Consider the following 15,479-nt stretch of genomic DNA (forward strand, 5'->3'; position numbering starts at 1 on the left):
CCCTACGAGAACCCCCACCCCGCTCCGCTTCGCGGATCGACCCTCCCCACAAGGGGGAGGGTAAGGCAGCCATGACCCGCGCCCTCACCCTCATCCGCCGTCGCCTCGCCGGCAGCATCTTCGTGCTGCTGATCGTCATCATCGGCACATTCCTCCTCCTGGAAGCCGCCCCCGGTGACGCGGTCGACGCCTACATCGTCTCGACCGGCGGCGACGCCGGCATGATCGAATTGCTGCGTCATCGCTGGGGCCTCGACCAGTCCGAGTTGACCCGGCTCGCGAACTATCTCTGGGCGCTGCTGCATTTCGACCTCGGCCAGTCCGTTACCTTCTCGCGGCCAATTCGCGATGTTATCCTGGAACGCCTGCCGACGACACTGCTCCTGATGGTGACCGCCACCGCGCTTTCCTTCGGGCTCGGCTCGGCGCTCGGCATCTATGCCGGCGCCAGACCCGGCAGCTTTCGCGACCGCTTCCTGTCGATCGGCTCGCTGGCGCTTTATGCCGTGCCGGGTTTCTGGCTTGGCCTGGTGCTGATCGTCGTCTTTGCCGTCGACCTGCGCTGGCTGCCGATCGGCGGCATCGAGACGCTCGCCTCGGACAAGACCGGGCTTGCCCGCGCCACCGATATCGCCGTCCACCTCGTCCTGCCGGTTTCCGCGCTCGGCTTCATCTATCTCGCGCTCTATCTGCGCATGATGCGCGCCGGCATGGCCGAGGCGTGGCGGCAGGATTTTGTGCTCGCCGCCCGCGCCAGGGGGCTGTCACGCCGCCGCATCGTGCTCGCCCATGTCGCCCGCAACGCGCTCTTGCCGCTGGTCACCATGCTCGGCCTGCAATCGGCGCAGATGCTGGGCGGCAGCGTCGTCATCGAAAGCGTCTTTGCCGTGCCCGGGCTCGGCCGGCTGGCGCAGGAAGCGGTCGCTTCGCGCGACACGCCGCTGCTGCTCGGCATCATCCTCACCAGCGCCGTCCTCGTCATTGCCGTCAACCTTGCCGTCGACATCGCCTACGCCTTCCTCGACCCGCGCGTCGGCGCCGGCGAGGCCAGCGCGTGAGCGCGCTGCCGCGGTTCCTGCGCCGGCCGGAAGCGGTCGCCGGCGCGATCATCCTGGCGCTTCTGTTCGCCATGGCGCTGTTTGCGTCGCTGCTCTTCCCCGGCGACCCGCAGGCCATTGCCGGACCAGCACTGCTGCCGCCCTTCCAGGACTGGTCGCTGCCGCTCGGCACCGACCGGCTCGGCCTTGACGTGCTGGCCGAACTGTTCCACGGCGCCCGCACCTCGCTGGCGGTCGGCCTGGCGGCGGCAGCGGCGGCACTCTTCATCGGCGCGGTCGTCGGCACGCTGGCCGGCTTTGCCGGCGGCCTTGTGGACGAGGGGCTGATGCGCATCACCGATGCCTTCCAGACCGTGCCGAGTTTTCTCCTGGCGCTGGCCTTCGTCAGCGTCGTCGGGCCGTCGCTCGGCGTCGTCGTCACGGCAATAGCGCTTGGCGCCTGGACCGGACCGGCGCGTGTAGCGCGCGCCGAAGTGCTGTCGATCCGCGAGCGCGATTACGTCGCCGGCGCTCGCGTCATCGGCATGCATCCGCTTGAGATCGCTTTTCGCGAGGTGTTGCCCAACGCGTTGCCGCCGGTGCTGGCCTTGTCCTCGGTGATCGTGGCCGCCGCGATCCTCACCGAGGCAGCGCTGTCCTTCCTCGGTCTCGGCGACCCCAATCGCGTCACTTGGGGCGGCATGATCGCCGAGGGCCGCACTGTGCTGCGCACCGCGCCCTTTCTGTCGATCGTTCCGGGCATCGCCTTGGTGCTGACCGTGCTTGGCGTCTATCTCACCGGCGAAGGCGTGGTCGAAACGACGGCGGTGCGGAGGAGCCTGTCGTGACCGCACTGGCTGAGATACGCGATCTGTCTGTGCGCTATTTCAGCGATGGCAGCGAGGTAACGGCGCTGAAGGGGGTCAGCCTGGATGTTATTGCCGGCGAGCGGCTGGCGATTATCGGCGAAAGCGGTTCGGGCAAGAGCACGCTGGCGCTGGCGGTGGCTGGACTGCTGCCGGCGAGCGCCAAGATTGAAGGGCATGTCAAGTGGCAATTTCAGGCGCCGCGATCCTTCCCACCCCCCTCTGTCCTGCCGGACATCTCCCCCGCAAGCGGGGAGATCAGCAGCTTTGCCGACGGCTTCCCTTCTGCAACGTTCGTGGTTGGCGAAGGCGGAGATGAGAGAGCAATCTCCCCCCTTGCGGGGGAGATGTCCGGCAGGACAGAGGGGGGTGTGACGGAACGCCGACCTCTCAAATTAACCGAACCCAGTACGCTCCCCCTTCCCGGTCGCGACATTGGTTTCGTCTTCCAGGACCCCTCCGCCAGCCTCGACCCCGTCATGACCGTCGGCAAACAGATCGCCGAAGTCGCCCGCACCCACCTCGGCCTCGACTGGCCACAAGCTTACGCCAAAGCCAAAACCCTGCTCCAACGTGTCCGGCTGCCCGACCCACAAACCGCCATGCGTGCTTTCCCGCACCAGCTCTCCGGCGGCCAGAAGCAGCGCGTTGCAATTGCCGCGGCCATTGCAGCCGGTCCGAAACTGCTGATCGCCGATGAGGCGACCAGCGCGCTGGACACCATTGTGCAAGCCGAAATCGTCAGCCTCATTCGGCAACTGGTGGCGGAGGACGGCATGACGCTGCTGTTCATCAGCCACGACATCGCGCTGGCCGCCGAACTCGCAGAGCGTATCGCTGTATTCCGGAACGCCGAACTGATCGAACTCGGCACGACGGAGCAAATCATAAACGCCCCGCGCCATGCCTATACGCGAACGCTGCTCGACGCCCATCTCGGCCTCGACGCCGATCCGCTGCTACGACGGGCGCCGGCATGAACTTGCTCACCGTCTCCGGTCTTACCAAGCGATACCGTCGTGGCGGCAAGGCCATCGCGGCCGTCGACGGTGTCTCCTTCGCCATCGAACCCGGCGAGACGCTGGCGCTGGCCGGGCCCTCCGGCAGCGGCAAGTCGACAATCGCGCGCCTAGTGCTCAGGCTGATCGAGCCTGATGCTGGACACATCCAGTTCGAAGGTGGCGATTTCCTGGCTTTGAACGGTGCGGCCCTGCGCACCAAGCGCGCGCGCCTGCAAATGGTGTTCCAGGATCCGCTCGCCGCGTTCAACCCGCGCGCCACGGTGGCTCGCGTGCTTGACGATCCCTTGCGCATCCATGCCATCGCTTCCCGCGCCGAGAGGCCGGCCCGCATTGCTGCCTTGCTGGATCGCGTCGGGCTGGCAGCCGATCTCGCCCCGCGCGCCATTCACGAAATCTCCGGCGGCCAGCGCCAGCGCGTCGCCATCGCCCGAGCCATCGCGACCAAACCGTCGCTGATCGTGCTCGACGAGGCGGTGTCGGCGCTCGACGTTTCGGTCCGCGGACAGATCCTTGAGTTGCTGCTCGACCTGCAAGCCAGGGAACGGATCGCCTATCTCTTCATTTCGCATGATCTCGGCGTCGTACGGGCCATCGCCCACCGCGTCGTTCTTCTCAACGCCGGGCGGATCGCCGAGAGCGGCGACGCCCGCAACGTAGTCGACGCGCCGCAATCGGCAATCGGCAAGGCGCTGGTTGCGGCGGCGCCAAGATTGGACAGAAGCAGCAGGCAAGTACCATGACCGAACCAGAAGCCAGAGCCGAAAAACTCTCGCGCGAACTCGATTCCGCCTTCCGCAACCGCGCCGATCTCTACCGTCTGTTTCTCGACGAGCTGACCGGCGAACTCGGCGCGGAAAAGGCCGAGGCGATCATGATCCGCACCATCGAGCAGCGCGGCAAGGAGGTGGCGGCGGCCGCCTTCGCCCGTTTCGGACCTAACGACGCGCCGGCCATCGGCGAGGCATTTTTGGCCGTCAGCCCGGATGGCGGCCTGATGTATCCGACCGATGTCGAGCGCGGGCCGGACCACATCGCCTTCAAGGTGAAGCGTTGTCCGCTGAAGGACGCCTGGGTCGAGGCCGGTGTCGGTGATGAAAAACTCGCCACGCTCTGCCGCATCGCCGGCGCTTTCGACCGTGGTCTGTTCGAGGCAACGGGCGTGCGCTTCGACAATGTCACCTGGACGCCGGGCCACGGCTCCGGCTGCTGCCACATCGCGCTGACCAACCGGGATGCCGCCGGATAGCCAATGCTGATCAGTCGGCGGCAAACACATGCATCTCCGTGCCCGCCTGTTCGGCAGCAGTGCGCAGGTCGGCCTTCGGTTCGCTGTCGGTGACGATATCGGCAATGTCATCGAGCCCGCAGATGCGTTCCAGACTGCTGCGGCCAAACTTGTCGTGGGTCACCACCAGCACCGTCGACAGTGAACGCGATATCATTGCGCGTTTAACGGCCGCGGCGCCCGAGATCATGTCGCTCGGACCATCGGCGCTTATCCCCGATGCGCCGATAATGGCGACGTCGGCATTGTAGCGGCGCAGGAACTCGACGGTGTCTTCGCCCAACACGCTGCCTTCCCGGCTATCATAGGTCCCGGGGCAGAGCAGCACCCGAAAGGTCGGATTGGCGCCGGCCACAGAGGCCACTCCGGTGGAATTGGTGATGATGGTCAGGTCGCGCTTCAGCTGCGAAAGGTTGCGCGCCACCTCATAGGTGGTCGAACCGCCATCGATCATCACGATCTGGCCCTTCTCGACAAGGCTTGCCGCGCCGCGGCCGATGCGGGCGCGCTCCTCGATCAGGGTCAGGCCACGCTCCGAAATCACCGGTTCTGATGTCACCAGCGAGATCGTCGCACCGCCATAGGTGCGGTTGATCAGCCCGGCATCGCCGAGTTCGATGAGATCGCGGCGGATGGTCTCGCCGGCGACGCCGATGCGCCGTGCGAGCTTGGAGATGCGTATCGACGCCGACCGGCGCACTTCCGAAAGGATAAGCGCGTGCCGCTCCTTCTTCGTCAGTCGGCCTTGGTCCATGACTATTCCATTCCCTTTGCAGCAATCAGCGCGTCGCCAAACTCGGCAAATCCCTCCGCGCCGCGCCCTCTTGTGACGAAGGCGGGAGACGCAGGAAGCTCGCCGGCGAAGTCCAGCACATTAGCGACGCCGACGCTGTTGGGGAAGAAGCCGAACATTGGTGCATCGTTTGGACTATCGCCGACGAAGACAATGCTGTCCTTGTCGTGGTCGATATCTATACCGAAACAGTCCCGCAAGAATAGCCGGCTTGTCGACAGTTTGTCGTATTTGCCGAACCAGCCATTGACGTGGATGGACGAGATTTTCGCCATCGCGCCATAGCGCTGGAAGATGCCGACGATCTTCAGAACCTCGGTTTTGGGCAGCGGCGCCACGTCCTCGCAAAAATCGATCGCCAGATCGGCCTCGCGATAGGCCTGGTCGGCCGCGACCGCCGCACCCGGAACTTCGCGCAGAACGGTTTGCTCGATCTCCTTGAGGCGCGCGGCATCGGCCTGCCGTTCGGCAGCGCTCTTGGCGTAGTGGCGAACAATCCGCTTTTTGGCGTCGTCGTAGCGGAAATAGAAGGCGCCGTTCTCGCCGATCACGCCGTCCACCGGCCATTGCCGGGCGATCAGGTCGCACCAGCCGGCAGGGCGGCCGGTAACCGGCGCGACAATGAAGCCGGCCTGCTTCAGCCGCTCGAGCGCCGCATAGGCTTTTGCCGGCAACCGCCCCTTGTCGGTCAAGGTGTCGTCTATGTCGGTCAGCACGACAGCGATGTTGCGCCGGTCCGGCGCGGTGAAGTCGGTGAGCGGACGTAGCACCCGCTCAGGCTCCCGCCGCAACCGTTTCGAGCGAGGCAGCAGCGACGTCGAGCATGGTGAACCTGTCGCGGATCAGCCGCGCATTGGCGACCGCCTCGTCGTAGAAGCCAGCCGGTATGGCGACCTCTTGCGGCGTGGTTGGGGCGCCGGCGGCACGCAGTGCTGCCGCGATCTCGCGCGCCGGGCGTGCCACCCGCAGCAGCCTTTCGCGATGCGAGCGCCACTGCCTGGCCAGCATGGTGTTGACAGCGTCCGCCCGTTCGCGGTCCAGCAGCTTGGGCTTGAATGCCGCCCAGCAGGAACGTCCGAGCGTTTCGCCGAAGATTTCGATGAAGCGGTCTGGCGTATCGGCGGAGGGCGCGAGCTGCAATTCCCGCAGCGCCAGCACGCGTTCCTGCAGCCGCGCCATCGTCAACGTCGTCACCGCTATGTGCTCGCCGTGGTGCGCTTCGGGCAATCCCTGGCCCCGCATGTCGATATAGTGGGCGATCAGATGTTCGCCCTGACTGGCCGGATAGGAGCCGCCGCACAAAGTCATGCCAAGGCCCGACATGACCAGCGTGCGCACCAGCACTTCCATCGCCTCAATGTCGCCGGTCCCGAGTTCGCCGGCTTTGGCGATAAGCGCCTCCTCGTCCTCCGCCAGAAGCATGAACGGCGCCTCCCGGTAGGGCGTGCCGAGCAAAAGATGCGCCATCAGCCAATCGGTCTGCGCGGTCGGCCGTGCCATCGAATCGCCGAAGCCGGCAGCGATCAGCCGGTGCGGCGCTCGCGCCATGACATCGAGATCGAGGAAGACACCGACCGGCAGGCTCGCCGTCAGCGATTTCTTCAGGCCGTCCTCTGTGATTGCCGCAGACACCGAGGTGTAGCCGTTCATCGACGGCGCGGTGCCGAACACCGCATAGGGCTTTTGGGTCAGATGGGCGGCATATTTGGTGATGTCATTGATCGAGCCGGATCCGACCGCGACCAGACCGCTGGCGTCTTTCGTGCGGGCGATCACCGATCGCACGGCGTCCATGTCGGGATGCGGATGGCGCGGCAGGATGATCTTGTCGACATCGATCGAGCCGCGCAGCGCAATGGACACTCTCTCGCCGAGAGCCAGCCTTGTGTCGGGATCCATGACAACGGCGAGCCTGCGGCCGAGCGGCAGCGGCTTGACCAGCGCATCGGCTTCGTCGCCGAGACCGCGCCCTATGACGATGGTCTTCAGCGGCACCGACAGCATTCCCTGGCTATCCGGGTCAGGCAGCGTGCCGGCAATAAGGCGATCGAGCATTTGTCTGGACATAGGATGCAGTCCGGTCAGTCAGCATGAAGCGGGGTCAGGGCATCGAACAAGGTGCGATACCGGCGGTAACTTCTGTCGTAGGCGGCCTTGGCGGAAGGATCAGGGTCGATCGTCTCGATGTGGCCGGCCAGCCTTTCAGCCGCCTGCCGCACTGAGGAGGTAAGGCCGATGGCTGCGGCGGCAAGGATTGCCGCACCGATCGGCGAGGCATCGGCCGCACCCGCGATCTCGACCGGCCTGCCGCTGACATCGGCCCGGATTTGCCCCCACACCCGGCTGCGCGCGCCACCGCCTGAGAGCCGGATGCGCCCGGTTGTTATGCCGAGCTCGTCCAGCCGGTCGACAACGTCGCGCATGGCGAAGGCGCAGCCTTCCAGCACTGCGCGAGCGCAGGCCGCTTTGCCGTGGAAGGATGTCAGGCCGTAGAAAGCGGCACGCGCTTCGGCGATCCAGCGCGGCGCCATGGCACCGGACAACGCGGGCAAGAACAGCAAATCGTCGCTGCCGGCAACCACCGTCGCCGCCAGTTCCGACATCGCTGCCGGCGAATCGACGCCGAAGGTTGTTAGAAACCACGTCACCGCGCCGCCCGAGAGCCATCCGGGGTTGGAGATGAAATAGCCGTCGCCGAGAAAGCCATGGGTCTCGACCAGGCCGCCGGGGTCGAGGCGAAGCGTGCCGGACACCGCGCCGACCACCTCGGCCGTGCCGAGATTGCAGGCGACGACACCGGGCACGACGACCCCGGCGCCTATGGCGGCCGAAAAATCATCGCCGGTGCCGACCGCCAGCGGCGTGCCCACAGGCAAACCGGTGAGCTCGGCGCCGGCGTGCGTCAAGGCGCCGGCGATCTCAGATGCATCGTCGATGCCGGGCAATTTATCTGCATCGATGTCGAAGGCCGCCAGCAGATCGCCGGCATAGTTGTGCTCCTTCAGTCCATAGAGCATGGTTGTCGAGGCCAGCGCGTGATCGATGACGGCACGACCGCACAGCGCCGCGACCACGAACGATACCGGTTGATGCCAGAGCGCCACCCGGCGCGCTTCGGGCAGGTTGCGCGCTGCCCAGCGGATTTTCGCCGCCATATGCGTGGCATCGAGGACAAGACCGGTGCGCTCGCGGATGAAGTCCGGATCGATGCCGGCGATCTCTCCTGCCGCCCGCCGGTCCATCCAGATGATGCACGGAGCCAGCGCCTCACCATTGCCATCGACCGCGACGCAGCCGTCGAGCTGGCCGGCAATGGCAATACCCTTGATGTCGGACGGCGCAAGCCCAGCCTTGTCGAGCGCGCCGGCAATGGCCGGCTTGAGCGCCGCCAGCCACAGCGCCGGGTTCTGTTCGGCCCAGCCGGGCGCCGGGAAGGCCGGCTGGTACAGCACAGCGGCCTCGCCACGCAGCCGCAATTCGTCGTCGACAACGATCGCCTTCAGGCTTTGTGTGCCGAGATCGATGCCGATGACTGGCATTAGACACGCTCGCAATCCGCCAGGACATCCCGCAGTTGCGAGAGGATAGAACCTTTCGTCGGCGAATAGGAGCCATCGAAAACCGCTGTGCCAATGGTAAAAGCGTTGGCGCCGGCCAGCTTGATTGCCTTGATCCGATCGGCTGATGCCACAGCACCGGCGACGATCAGATGCCGCGACGGACCAAGCCCGCGCCGGGCTGCGCGCACCAGTTCGGCCGGGTCGGCCTCGGTGGCGCGATAGGCGAGGATGTCGCATCCCGCACAACCCTTCTCGGCGAAGGCGCGGCAGTCGGCCTCGACATCCTCGGCCGAACCGCCGAGCTTGGTCGGATGGCCGACCGGCCGCCCGGGAAAAGGGTAGTATTCGGTGCCGCTCCCCTCCAGCAACGCCATGATCTCGTCGATCTGAGTACCACCGAGCAGGCGCTGGATGCCGAGATCCCTGGCGATGCGCGCGGAATTAAGGCAGGCCTCAGCCGTCGTCGAGACAACTTCCATGTAAGTGGTGGCGCCTGTCCGGCCAATGGCGACAGCGAGCTTGCGCAGCACATCCGGCGCGACGCCAATATCCTTGAAGCCGACATGCTTCAGGCCGACCGGCTCAATCAAATCGACCAGGTCGAGACAGTCCTCGACCGTGCGATCGTGGCGCGTCAGCATGAAGATGAAGTCCATCCGAAAGGTCCCTCGCCTGGTCGGGAAAGCCGGTTTGCTGCCGGTCTGTTAACACCTCCCAACCATTTGTTGCAAGGTGCCACATTTTGATTTGCAGTACCACACATTTTATGACAGAACGGGCGCCGGCCCGCCAGGCACGACGTCTAGGGAGAGGGAAGAATGCTCAAGCCGCTGAGACGTACCGCGTCCAGACTGCTCGTCGCAGCCGTATTTGTGTGGCCCCTGACGTGGCAAGTGACACAAGCGGCCGCGTGGGATCTGAAAGAGGCGTCGAAACCCTATAGCGGCCAGACCATCCGCATGGTCGGCGAGGCGCTGCCGCCGCTCGAAGCGCTGAAGAAGATGGCGCCGGAGTTTGAAAAACAGACCGGCATCCATGTCGAAGTCGAGATGTACGAGCACTCGGAAGCCGTCAACAAGGTGCAGCTCGATCTCAACTCGCACCGCGGCCGCTACGACGTCATCATCCAGCCGCATCGCGAACTCGGCAAGTTCGCCACCAACAACCATCTGGTCGAAATCGCCAAGATGATGGCCGACCCGGCTTTGCGCGATCCGAGCTTCGAGCCGGAGAAGCAGCTCTACCAGACTGCCTGGCACGAAATCTCCTGGTATGACGGCAAGGAGTACGGTTTCCCCTTCACCGTGCTCAACATGTTCATGTGGTATCGGTCGGACCTGCTCGCCGATCCCAAGGAGCAGGCAGGCTTCAAGGCCAAGTATGGCTACGACCTCGCTCCCGCCAAGGACTGGAAGCAGTATCGCGATATCGCCGAATGGTTCTATCGCCCCGACCAGGGCTTTTACGGCACCGCCCTGCAGGGCAAGCGCCACGAGGCGCTGTGGTATGAGTGGCTCAACTTCCTTTATTCCTTCGGCGGCGACGTGCTCGACGTGAAGAGCGGCTCGGCCTGCGGCCCGGTCATCGTCAACAGCCCCAAGGCCGTCGCCTCGCTCGAATATTACAAGAGCCTGCTGCAATTCTCGCCGCCGGACAGCCTCAACTATTTCTGGGACGACGTCATGGCGCTGATGCAGCAAGCCAAGGTCGCCGAGCTGATCATGTGGAACGACGCCACCTATGCCGTGTCGGTCGACACAACCGCCTCCACCGTCGTCGGCAAGGTCGGCTTCGATCTCGTGCCGCAAGGCGAAGGCGGCAAGATCGGCCAGGTCGAAGGCTGGACCTATCTCATCCCTATCTATTCGAAGAACCCACAGGCCGCCTTCCTCTTCGTCCAGTGGATGATGGGCTATGACCGCCAGCTCGAGCAGCATCTCAATGGCGGCGCCTCGGGCCGGCCCGATGTCTATGCCTCGGCGGAGGTGCAGAAACTGCCCTACGCCAAGGCCTCGATGGAGGCCAACGAGCATGCGGTGCCGAAGGCGACGCTGCCGCAATCGGCCGAGATGACCGACATACTAGTGCGCGAACTGTCATCCTACCTCGCCGGCGAAAAGGAGGCGCAGGCCGCCCTCGACACCGCCGCCACCGACATCTCGACACTGCTCGGTTCTTGCGCACCCATGACCTATCCGGCACGATAGGCCTTGAGATGTCGCGCAGAGGCTACCCGCACAAGCGGGTAGCCGTTCTTGTCCGCAGGAAACGCCCGTGACGAACCGCACTCCATCGCTGCGCGGAATGCCGCTTCTCGACCGTGGGGTGGGACCGCTCTTGATGCTGCCCGCGACGCTGCTCGTCGTCGTCTTCCTGGTCGGCCCGTTCTACTACATGGTCTACACCGCGCTGACCGACCTCAGCTTCGCCGACGCCAGCCATGCGGGCGCCTTCGTCGGTTTCGACAATTTCCGCAAGCTGATGCGCAACGACCCATTCTTCTGGGCATCGTTCCTGCTGACGCTGAAATTCGTCATCATCGCCGTCGGCCTCGAATTCCTGCTCGGCTTTGCGCTGGCCTTCCTGATCTTCCGCTTCGTCGCCAGCCAGCGGCTTCTCACCACACTGCTGCTCATCCCGATGATGATCGCGCCGGTCGCCGTCGGGCTGATCTGGCGGCTGCTGTTGCAGGGCGATTTCGGCATGCTCACCTTCTACATGCGCAAGGTCGGCCTGCTGGCGCAGAATTCGGCGGTGCTTTCGGCACCCGACCTGGTGTTTCCGACCATCGTCGCCATCGATGTCTGGCAGTGGACGCCTTTCGTCACCCTGATCATGCTCGCCGGGATGATGAGCCTGCCGCGCGCGCCGTTCGAGGCGGCGATGATGGATGGCGCCAAACCGTTCCATATTTTCCGAGACGTCATGCTGCCGCTGCTGCGGCCGGTCATCGCGCTCGTGCTGCTGCTGCGCGGCATCGACGCCTTCAAGGAGTTCGACAAGGTTTTCCTGATGACCGGCGGCGGACCGGGAACGCTGACCGAGCTGGTCTCGATCTATGCCTACCGCGTCAATTTCCGCAACTGGGACCTCGGCTACGGCGCCGCGGTCGCCTTCATGATCTATCTCGTCGTGCTGATCCTGTGCTCGGTCTTCTACAAGGCCGTCTACTGGTCGAGCCGCAAGCAGGTGGGGGCGTTTTGAGGGACGCTGCGATGATCGATCAATCCACCAACCGCGCCTGGAAAAGCTTTGCCTGGGCGGTGTTGCTCGTCGCCGTCGTGGTGGCGCTGACGCCTTATGTCTGGATGGTGCTGGCGTCGTTCAAGAACCGCGTCGATCTTCTGTCTTCTGTGCCGAAATGGATTTTTTCGCCGACGCTTGCCAACTATCCCGCCGTCTTCATCGACAAGGAATACTGGCCGCTGGCAATCAACTCGGTGCTGATCTCGGTGTCGTCTACGGTGCTCTGCATCGTCATCGGCGCGCCGGCTGCCTACGGCTTTGCCCGCTCCAATTTCCCCGGCAAGGAAGACCTGTTCTTCTTCTTCCTGACCACGCGCATGGCACCGCCGATCTCGATCGCCGTGCCGCTGTTCCTGTTCTTCACCTCGCTCGGCCTGATCGACACCATCTACGCCGTGGTGATCGCCCACACCTCCTTCAACCTGTCGCTCGTCGTCTGGATGATGCGCGGCTTCTTCGCCGAAATCCCCAGGGAGATCGACGAAGCCGCGATGATGGACGGCCGCTCGCGGCTCGGCGCATTCTTCTTCGTCGTCGCGCCGCTGGCCGCACCCGGCATGGGCGCCACAGCGGTGCTCTGCTTCATCCTGTCGTGGAACGAGTTCCTCTATGCCTTCATCCTCGTCGCTTTCGACGGGCGGCCGCTGACCGTCGGCATACCGGGGCTGGTGACGCCGCATGGCACGCTATGGGGCCAAGTCGCGGCGGTCGCCATCGTGGCGACGCTGCCGATCGTGCTTTTCACTTTCCTTGTCCAGAAACAGCTCGTCCGCGGCCTCACCTTCGGCGCGGTCAAGGGTTGAAGGGATCCTTGCATGGCAATTGTTTTCGACGGCGTCACCAAGGCCTTCCCGGACGGGACGGTGGCGCTGCAGGCGCTCGATCTTGCTTTCGAGCCCGGCGAATTCCTGGTTCTGCTCGGGCCCTCTGGTTCCGGCAAGACGACAGCCTGCCGGCTGCTTGCCGGCCTTGAACGTCCCACGGCCGGGCGCATCATGGTCGAGGGCCTCGATGTCACCGACCTGCCGCCGCGCCTGCGCGGCATGGGCATGGTGTTCCAGAACTATGCGCTCTACAGCCATAAGAGCGTCTACGAGAACATCGCCTATCCCTTGCGCATCCGAAAAATGCCGGCCGCCGAGCTCGACCGCTGCGTCCGCGCCATGGCCGAGCTGCTCGAAATCACCCGCTACCTCGACCGCCGCCCTTCGCAATTGTCGGGCGGCCAAGCGCAGCGCGTCGCTGTGGCCCGCGCACTCGTCTGGCAGCCGAGCCTCTGTCTGATGGACGAGCCGCTGTCCAATCTCGACGCCTTGTTGCGGCTCCACATGCGCACCGAGCTGAAGCGTCTGCATCGCGAGCTGAAAAAGACCTTCGTCTTCGTCACACACGACCAGGAAGAGGCGATGACGCTGGCGACCAGGGTCGCGGTGTTGCGCGAAGGCGCACTGATCCAGTACGACGACCCGCGCGAGATCTATCGGCGGCCTGCCAATCGCTTCATCGCCGAATTCATCGGCCGTCCAGCGATGAACACGTTCGATGGTGACGTCCGCGCCGGCGTCTTCCACGCCAGCGGTTTCACTTGCCCGCTTCCGGGAAAGCCTGATGGCCCGATCGTGCTCGGCATTCGCCCGGAACAGATCCAGCTGGTCGACGCCTCCGCAAGCGATGCCATCCAGTTTGCCGTCGACGTCGTCGAACCGGTCGAGCCGGACGTGCTGATCTTCGCCAAGAGCGAGGCGAATGCGCTGATCGTCAGGACAGTGAATGTCGATCGCGCTTTCGATCCCGGCCAGCCGCTTTATCTACACTTTCCGCCGGCGGCGCTGCACACGTTCGATGCGGTTTCGGGAGCGCGGCTGCCGTGAGCTCGCTGCTCGCTTTGGTGCCGCTCGCCGCCGCGGCACTTGTCTGGCGGCTGTTCTACAGCTTCAACCGGTCGCGGCGCTGGTTCTCGATGGGGGAACTCATCTTCTGGGACGCCATTGCACTGGTAATCCTGCAGCTTGTCTGGCTGATCTGGTTCTGAATGCAGCATTCCAGCAACGCAGATCAGTAGCCCAGCGCACAACCGTCCTTGCGCGGATCGGAGGCACCGGTGAGCGTGCCCTTTTCCCAATCGATCAGCACCAGCTGGCCGCCGCCATGCGGCTCCTCGGCGATCGAAACCTGATGGCCGCGCTGACGCAGGCCGGCGATCGCCTCAGCCGGAATCCCGCGCTCGGCCAGCACGGCATTGTCCTTGTAGAACACCCGTGGCGCATCCAGTGCCTGCTGCGGGTCCATCCCGAAATCGATCATGTTGGTCAACAGATGGACATGGCCGAACGGCTGGTAGCCGCCGCCCATCACCCCGAACGGCATCACCACCTTACCCCCTCGCGTCGCCATGCCAGGCATGATGGTGTGCATCGGTCGCTTTCCCGGCGCGATACGATTTGGATGGCCTTCCGTGAGGCGAAAACTGCTGCCGCGATTCTGCAGCACGACGCCTGTCTTGGGACCGACGACGCCGCTGCCGAAGGAACCGAAGGTCGAGTTGATGAAGCTGACTGCATTGCGGTCGCGGTCGACCACGGAGATATAGACGGTGTCGCTGCGCGGCAGCTCAAGCCGCGGCAGATGCGTCATGGCGAGGGCCGGATCGATGGCGGCGCGCAGCCGCTCCGCATAAGCTGCCGACAGCAGTTGTTCGACGGGGACCTGGACGAAATCCTGGTCGCCGATGAAAGTATCGCGGTCCTGGTAGGCAAGCCGGCCGGCTTCGATCTCGAGATGCAGCCGCTGGGCACTGTTCGGCTCCAACGAACCAAGGCTGAAGCCCGAAAGCACATTCAGCATGATCAGCGCCGTCATGCCCTGATTGTTCGGTGGCATCTGATGGATATCGTAGCCGCGATAGGACGTATTCACCGACGTGACGTAGTCGCCTTGGGTCTCGGCGAAATCCTCCAATGCATGCAGCCCGCCCAGCGCGCGAAGACGTTCCACCAGATCGTCCGCGACTTCACCTTCATAAAACCCTGCACGGCCTCGGTTGGCGATGATGCGCAAGGTGTCCGCCAAGTGCGGCTGCCGATGCACATCGCCGGCTTGCGGCGCCCTTCCCTCGGGCAGGAATATGCGCGCGGCATGTTCATCGGCTGAGAGCAGGGCGACCTCGTCGGCCCAGTCGAAGGCGACGCGATCATAAACGACATAGCCTTGTTCGGCATAGCGAATGGCTGGCGCCAGCGCGGCGTCGATGCCCTTTTTTCCGTGGTCCTCGAGTAGCCGGCACCATGCATCGATGGCGCCTGGTATGGTGACGGCATGCGGTCCGGCCGCAGGCAGTTCGCTATGCCCCCGCTCCAGATACCATTCGGCGGTTGCCGCAGCGGGCGAACGCCCCGAGCCGTTGAAAGCGAGAACATCGCCCTCGCCTTTGGGACTGTAGAGCACAAAACAGTCGCCGCCGATGCCGGTCGATTGCGGCTCGACGACGCCTTGCACCGCCGCAGCGCAGACAGCGGCATCCATGGCATTGCCGCCGGAGCGCAGCATGTCGATGGCGGCCAGCGTCGCCAGCGGATGCGATGTCGCCCCCATCGCTTCTGTCGCGCGAACCGGCGAGCGGCCGGGGAACTGAAAATCACGCATGCAATCGCCTCCAATGATTTCGCGCCCG

Annotated in this window: 16 protein-coding genes; 10 read left to right on the top strand and 6 right to left on the bottom strand. The window is 64.6% G+C overall.

The features are described 5' to 3' along the window. Positions 1-71: 71 nt before the first annotated feature. From ACYG97_RS19140 to ACYG97_RS19160, 5 genes are read left to right on the top strand one after another with little or no spacing between them, the layout of a single operon-like run. Entirely contained in the window at positions 72-1,058 is a 987-nt protein-coding gene (locus ACYG97_RS19140) for an ABC transporter permease (RefSeq protein ID WP_023733634.1), read from the top strand. Next, positions 1,055-1,885, top strand: coding sequence for an ABC transporter permease (locus ACYG97_RS19145; protein WP_023712286.1), 831 nt, complete (start codon positions 1,055-1,057; stop codon positions 1,883-1,885). Before ACYG97_RS19140 ends, ACYG97_RS19145 begins: the two co-directional genes overlap by 4 nt. Beyond that, a complete protein-coding gene (locus tag ACYG97_RS19150) occupies positions 1,882-2,883 on the top strand; it encodes an ABC transporter ATP-binding protein (RefSeq protein ID WP_023733635.1) in 1,002 nt (333 codons plus the stop codon). Before ACYG97_RS19145 ends, ACYG97_RS19150 begins: the two co-directional genes overlap by 4 nt. Beyond that, a complete protein-coding gene (locus tag ACYG97_RS19155; protein WP_023733636.1) occupies positions 2,880-3,665 on the top strand; it encodes an ATP-binding cassette domain-containing protein in 786 nt (261 codons plus the stop codon). The genes ACYG97_RS19150 and ACYG97_RS19155 overlap by 4 nt, the downstream gene beginning before the upstream one ends. After that, positions 3,662-4,171 (top strand): L-2-amino-thiazoline-4-carboxylic acid hydrolase, encoded by a 510-nt coding sequence (locus tag ACYG97_RS19160; protein ID WP_023712283.1) that lies wholly within the window; start codon positions 3,662-3,664, stop codon positions 4,169-4,171. The genes ACYG97_RS19155 and ACYG97_RS19160 overlap by 4 nt, the downstream gene beginning before the upstream one ends. Positions 4,172-4,181: 10 nt before the next feature. Here the strand turns inward: ACYG97_RS19160 and ACYG97_RS19165 are convergent, their stop codons facing one another. The 5 genes from ACYG97_RS19165 to ACYG97_RS19185 are packed head-to-tail and all read right to left on the bottom strand — an operon-like array spanning position 4,182 to position 9,219. Then, entirely contained in the window at positions 4,182-4,964 is a 783-nt protein-coding gene (locus ACYG97_RS19165; RefSeq protein WP_023712282.1) for a DeoR/GlpR family DNA-binding transcription regulator, read from the bottom strand. Positions 4,965-4,966: 2 nt separating this feature from the next. Next, a complete protein-coding gene (locus ACYG97_RS19170) occupies positions 4,967-5,773 on the bottom strand; it encodes an HAD-IIB family hydrolase (protein ID WP_031262149.1) in 807 nt (268 codons plus the stop codon). Between the two features lie 4 nt (positions 5,774-5,777). Further along, positions 5,778-7,070: an iron-containing alcohol dehydrogenase gene (locus ACYG97_RS19175; protein WP_084023726.1), complete on the bottom strand. Its 1,293-nt coding sequence runs from the start codon at positions 7,068-7,070 to the stop codon at positions 5,778-5,780. Positions 7,071-7,084: 14 nt separating this feature from the next. Further along, complete coding sequence (locus tag ACYG97_RS19180; protein WP_023733638.1) at positions 7,085-8,542, bottom strand: xylulokinase; 1,458 nt, start codon at positions 8,540-8,542, stop codon at positions 7,085-7,087. Continuing rightward, positions 8,542-9,219, bottom strand: a complete 678-nt coding sequence (locus ACYG97_RS19185; protein ID WP_023733639.1) for a beta/alpha barrel domain-containing protein — start codon at positions 9,217-9,219, stop codon at positions 8,542-8,544. The genes ACYG97_RS19180 and ACYG97_RS19185 overlap by 1 nt, the downstream gene beginning before the upstream one ends. A 237-nt stretch (positions 9,220-9,456) precedes the next feature. Here ACYG97_RS19185 and ACYG97_RS19190 point away from each other — a divergent pair, with 237 nt between their 5' ends. The 5 genes from ACYG97_RS19190 (at position 9,457) to ACYG97_RS19210 (ending at position 13,841) form a co-directional block, all read left to right on the top strand. After that, positions 9,457-10,770, top strand: coding sequence for an ABC transporter substrate-binding protein (locus ACYG97_RS19190; protein ID WP_023733640.1), 1,314 nt, complete (start codon positions 9,457-9,459; stop codon positions 10,768-10,770). A gap of 67 nt (positions 10,771-10,837) precedes the next feature. Further along, on the top strand, positions 10,838-11,767 hold the full coding sequence (locus ACYG97_RS19195) for a carbohydrate ABC transporter permease (RefSeq protein ID WP_156937182.1): 930 nt from the start codon (positions 10,838-10,840) through the stop codon (positions 11,765-11,767). 11 nt (positions 11,768-11,778) lie between these two features. Then, positions 11,779-12,612, top strand: a complete 834-nt coding sequence (locus ACYG97_RS19200) for a carbohydrate ABC transporter permease (RefSeq protein ID WP_023733642.1) — start codon at positions 11,779-11,781, stop codon at positions 12,610-12,612. A 12-nt stretch (positions 12,613-12,624) separates the two neighbouring features. Beyond that, positions 12,625-13,680, top strand: a complete 1,056-nt coding sequence (locus tag ACYG97_RS19205) for an ABC transporter ATP-binding protein (protein WP_023733643.1) — start codon at positions 12,625-12,627, stop codon at positions 13,678-13,680. Beyond that, on the top strand, positions 13,677-13,841 hold the full coding sequence (locus ACYG97_RS19210; protein WP_023726413.1) for a hypothetical protein: 165 nt from the start codon (positions 13,677-13,679) through the stop codon (positions 13,839-13,841). The genes ACYG97_RS19205 and ACYG97_RS19210 overlap by 4 nt, the downstream gene beginning before the upstream one ends. 23 nt (positions 13,842-13,864) lie before the next feature. On the opposite strand, the gene ggt is transcribed toward ACYG97_RS19210, so the two are convergent. After that, positions 13,865-15,451 (bottom strand): gamma-glutamyltransferase, encoded by a 1,587-nt coding sequence (gene ggt / locus ACYG97_RS19215; RefSeq protein WP_023733644.1) that lies wholly within the window; start codon positions 15,449-15,451, stop codon positions 13,865-13,867. Between the last annotated feature and the right edge of the window lie 28 nt (positions 15,452-15,479).

This window comes from Mesorhizobium sp. W067, assembly GCF_054719525.1.

Bases quoted from the DNA above. Each gene is read 5' to 3' on its own strand.
- ACYG97_RS19155 (WP_023733636.1), top strand. From the start codon at position 2,880: ATGAACTTGCTCACCGTCTCCGGTCTTACCAAGCGATACCGTCGTGGC.
- ACYG97_RS19200 (WP_023733642.1), top strand. From the start codon at position 11,779: ATGATCGATCAATCCACCAACCGCGCCTGGAAAAGCTTTGCCTGGGCG.
- ACYG97_RS19140 (WP_023733634.1), top strand. From the start codon at position 72: ATGACCCGCGCCCTCACCCTCATCCGCCGTCGCCTCGCCGGCAGCATC.
- ACYG97_RS19185 (WP_023733639.1), bottom strand. From the start codon at position 9,219: ATGGACTTCATCTTCATGCTGACGCGCCACGATCGCACGGTCGAGGAC.
- ACYG97_RS19175 (WP_084023726.1), bottom strand. From the start codon at position 7,070: ATGTCCAGACAAATGCTCGATCGCCTTATTGCCGGCACGCTGCCTGAC.
- ACYG97_RS19165 (WP_023712282.1), bottom strand. From the start codon at position 4,964: ATGGACCAAGGCCGACTGACGAAGAAGGAGCGGCACGCGCTTATCCTT.
- ggt (WP_023733644.1), bottom strand. From the start codon at position 15,451: ATGCGTGATTTTCAGTTCCCCGGCCGCTCGCCGGTTCGCGCGACAGAA.
- ACYG97_RS19160 (WP_023712283.1), top strand. From the start codon at position 3,662: ATGACCGAACCAGAAGCCAGAGCCGAAAAACTCTCGCGCGAACTCGAT.
- ACYG97_RS19180 (WP_023733638.1), bottom strand. From the start codon at position 8,542: ATGCCAGTCATCGGCATCGATCTCGGCACACAAAGCCTGAAGGCGATC.
- ACYG97_RS19205 (WP_023733643.1), top strand. From the start codon at position 12,625: ATGGCAATTGTTTTCGACGGCGTCACCAAGGCCTTCCCGGACGGGACG.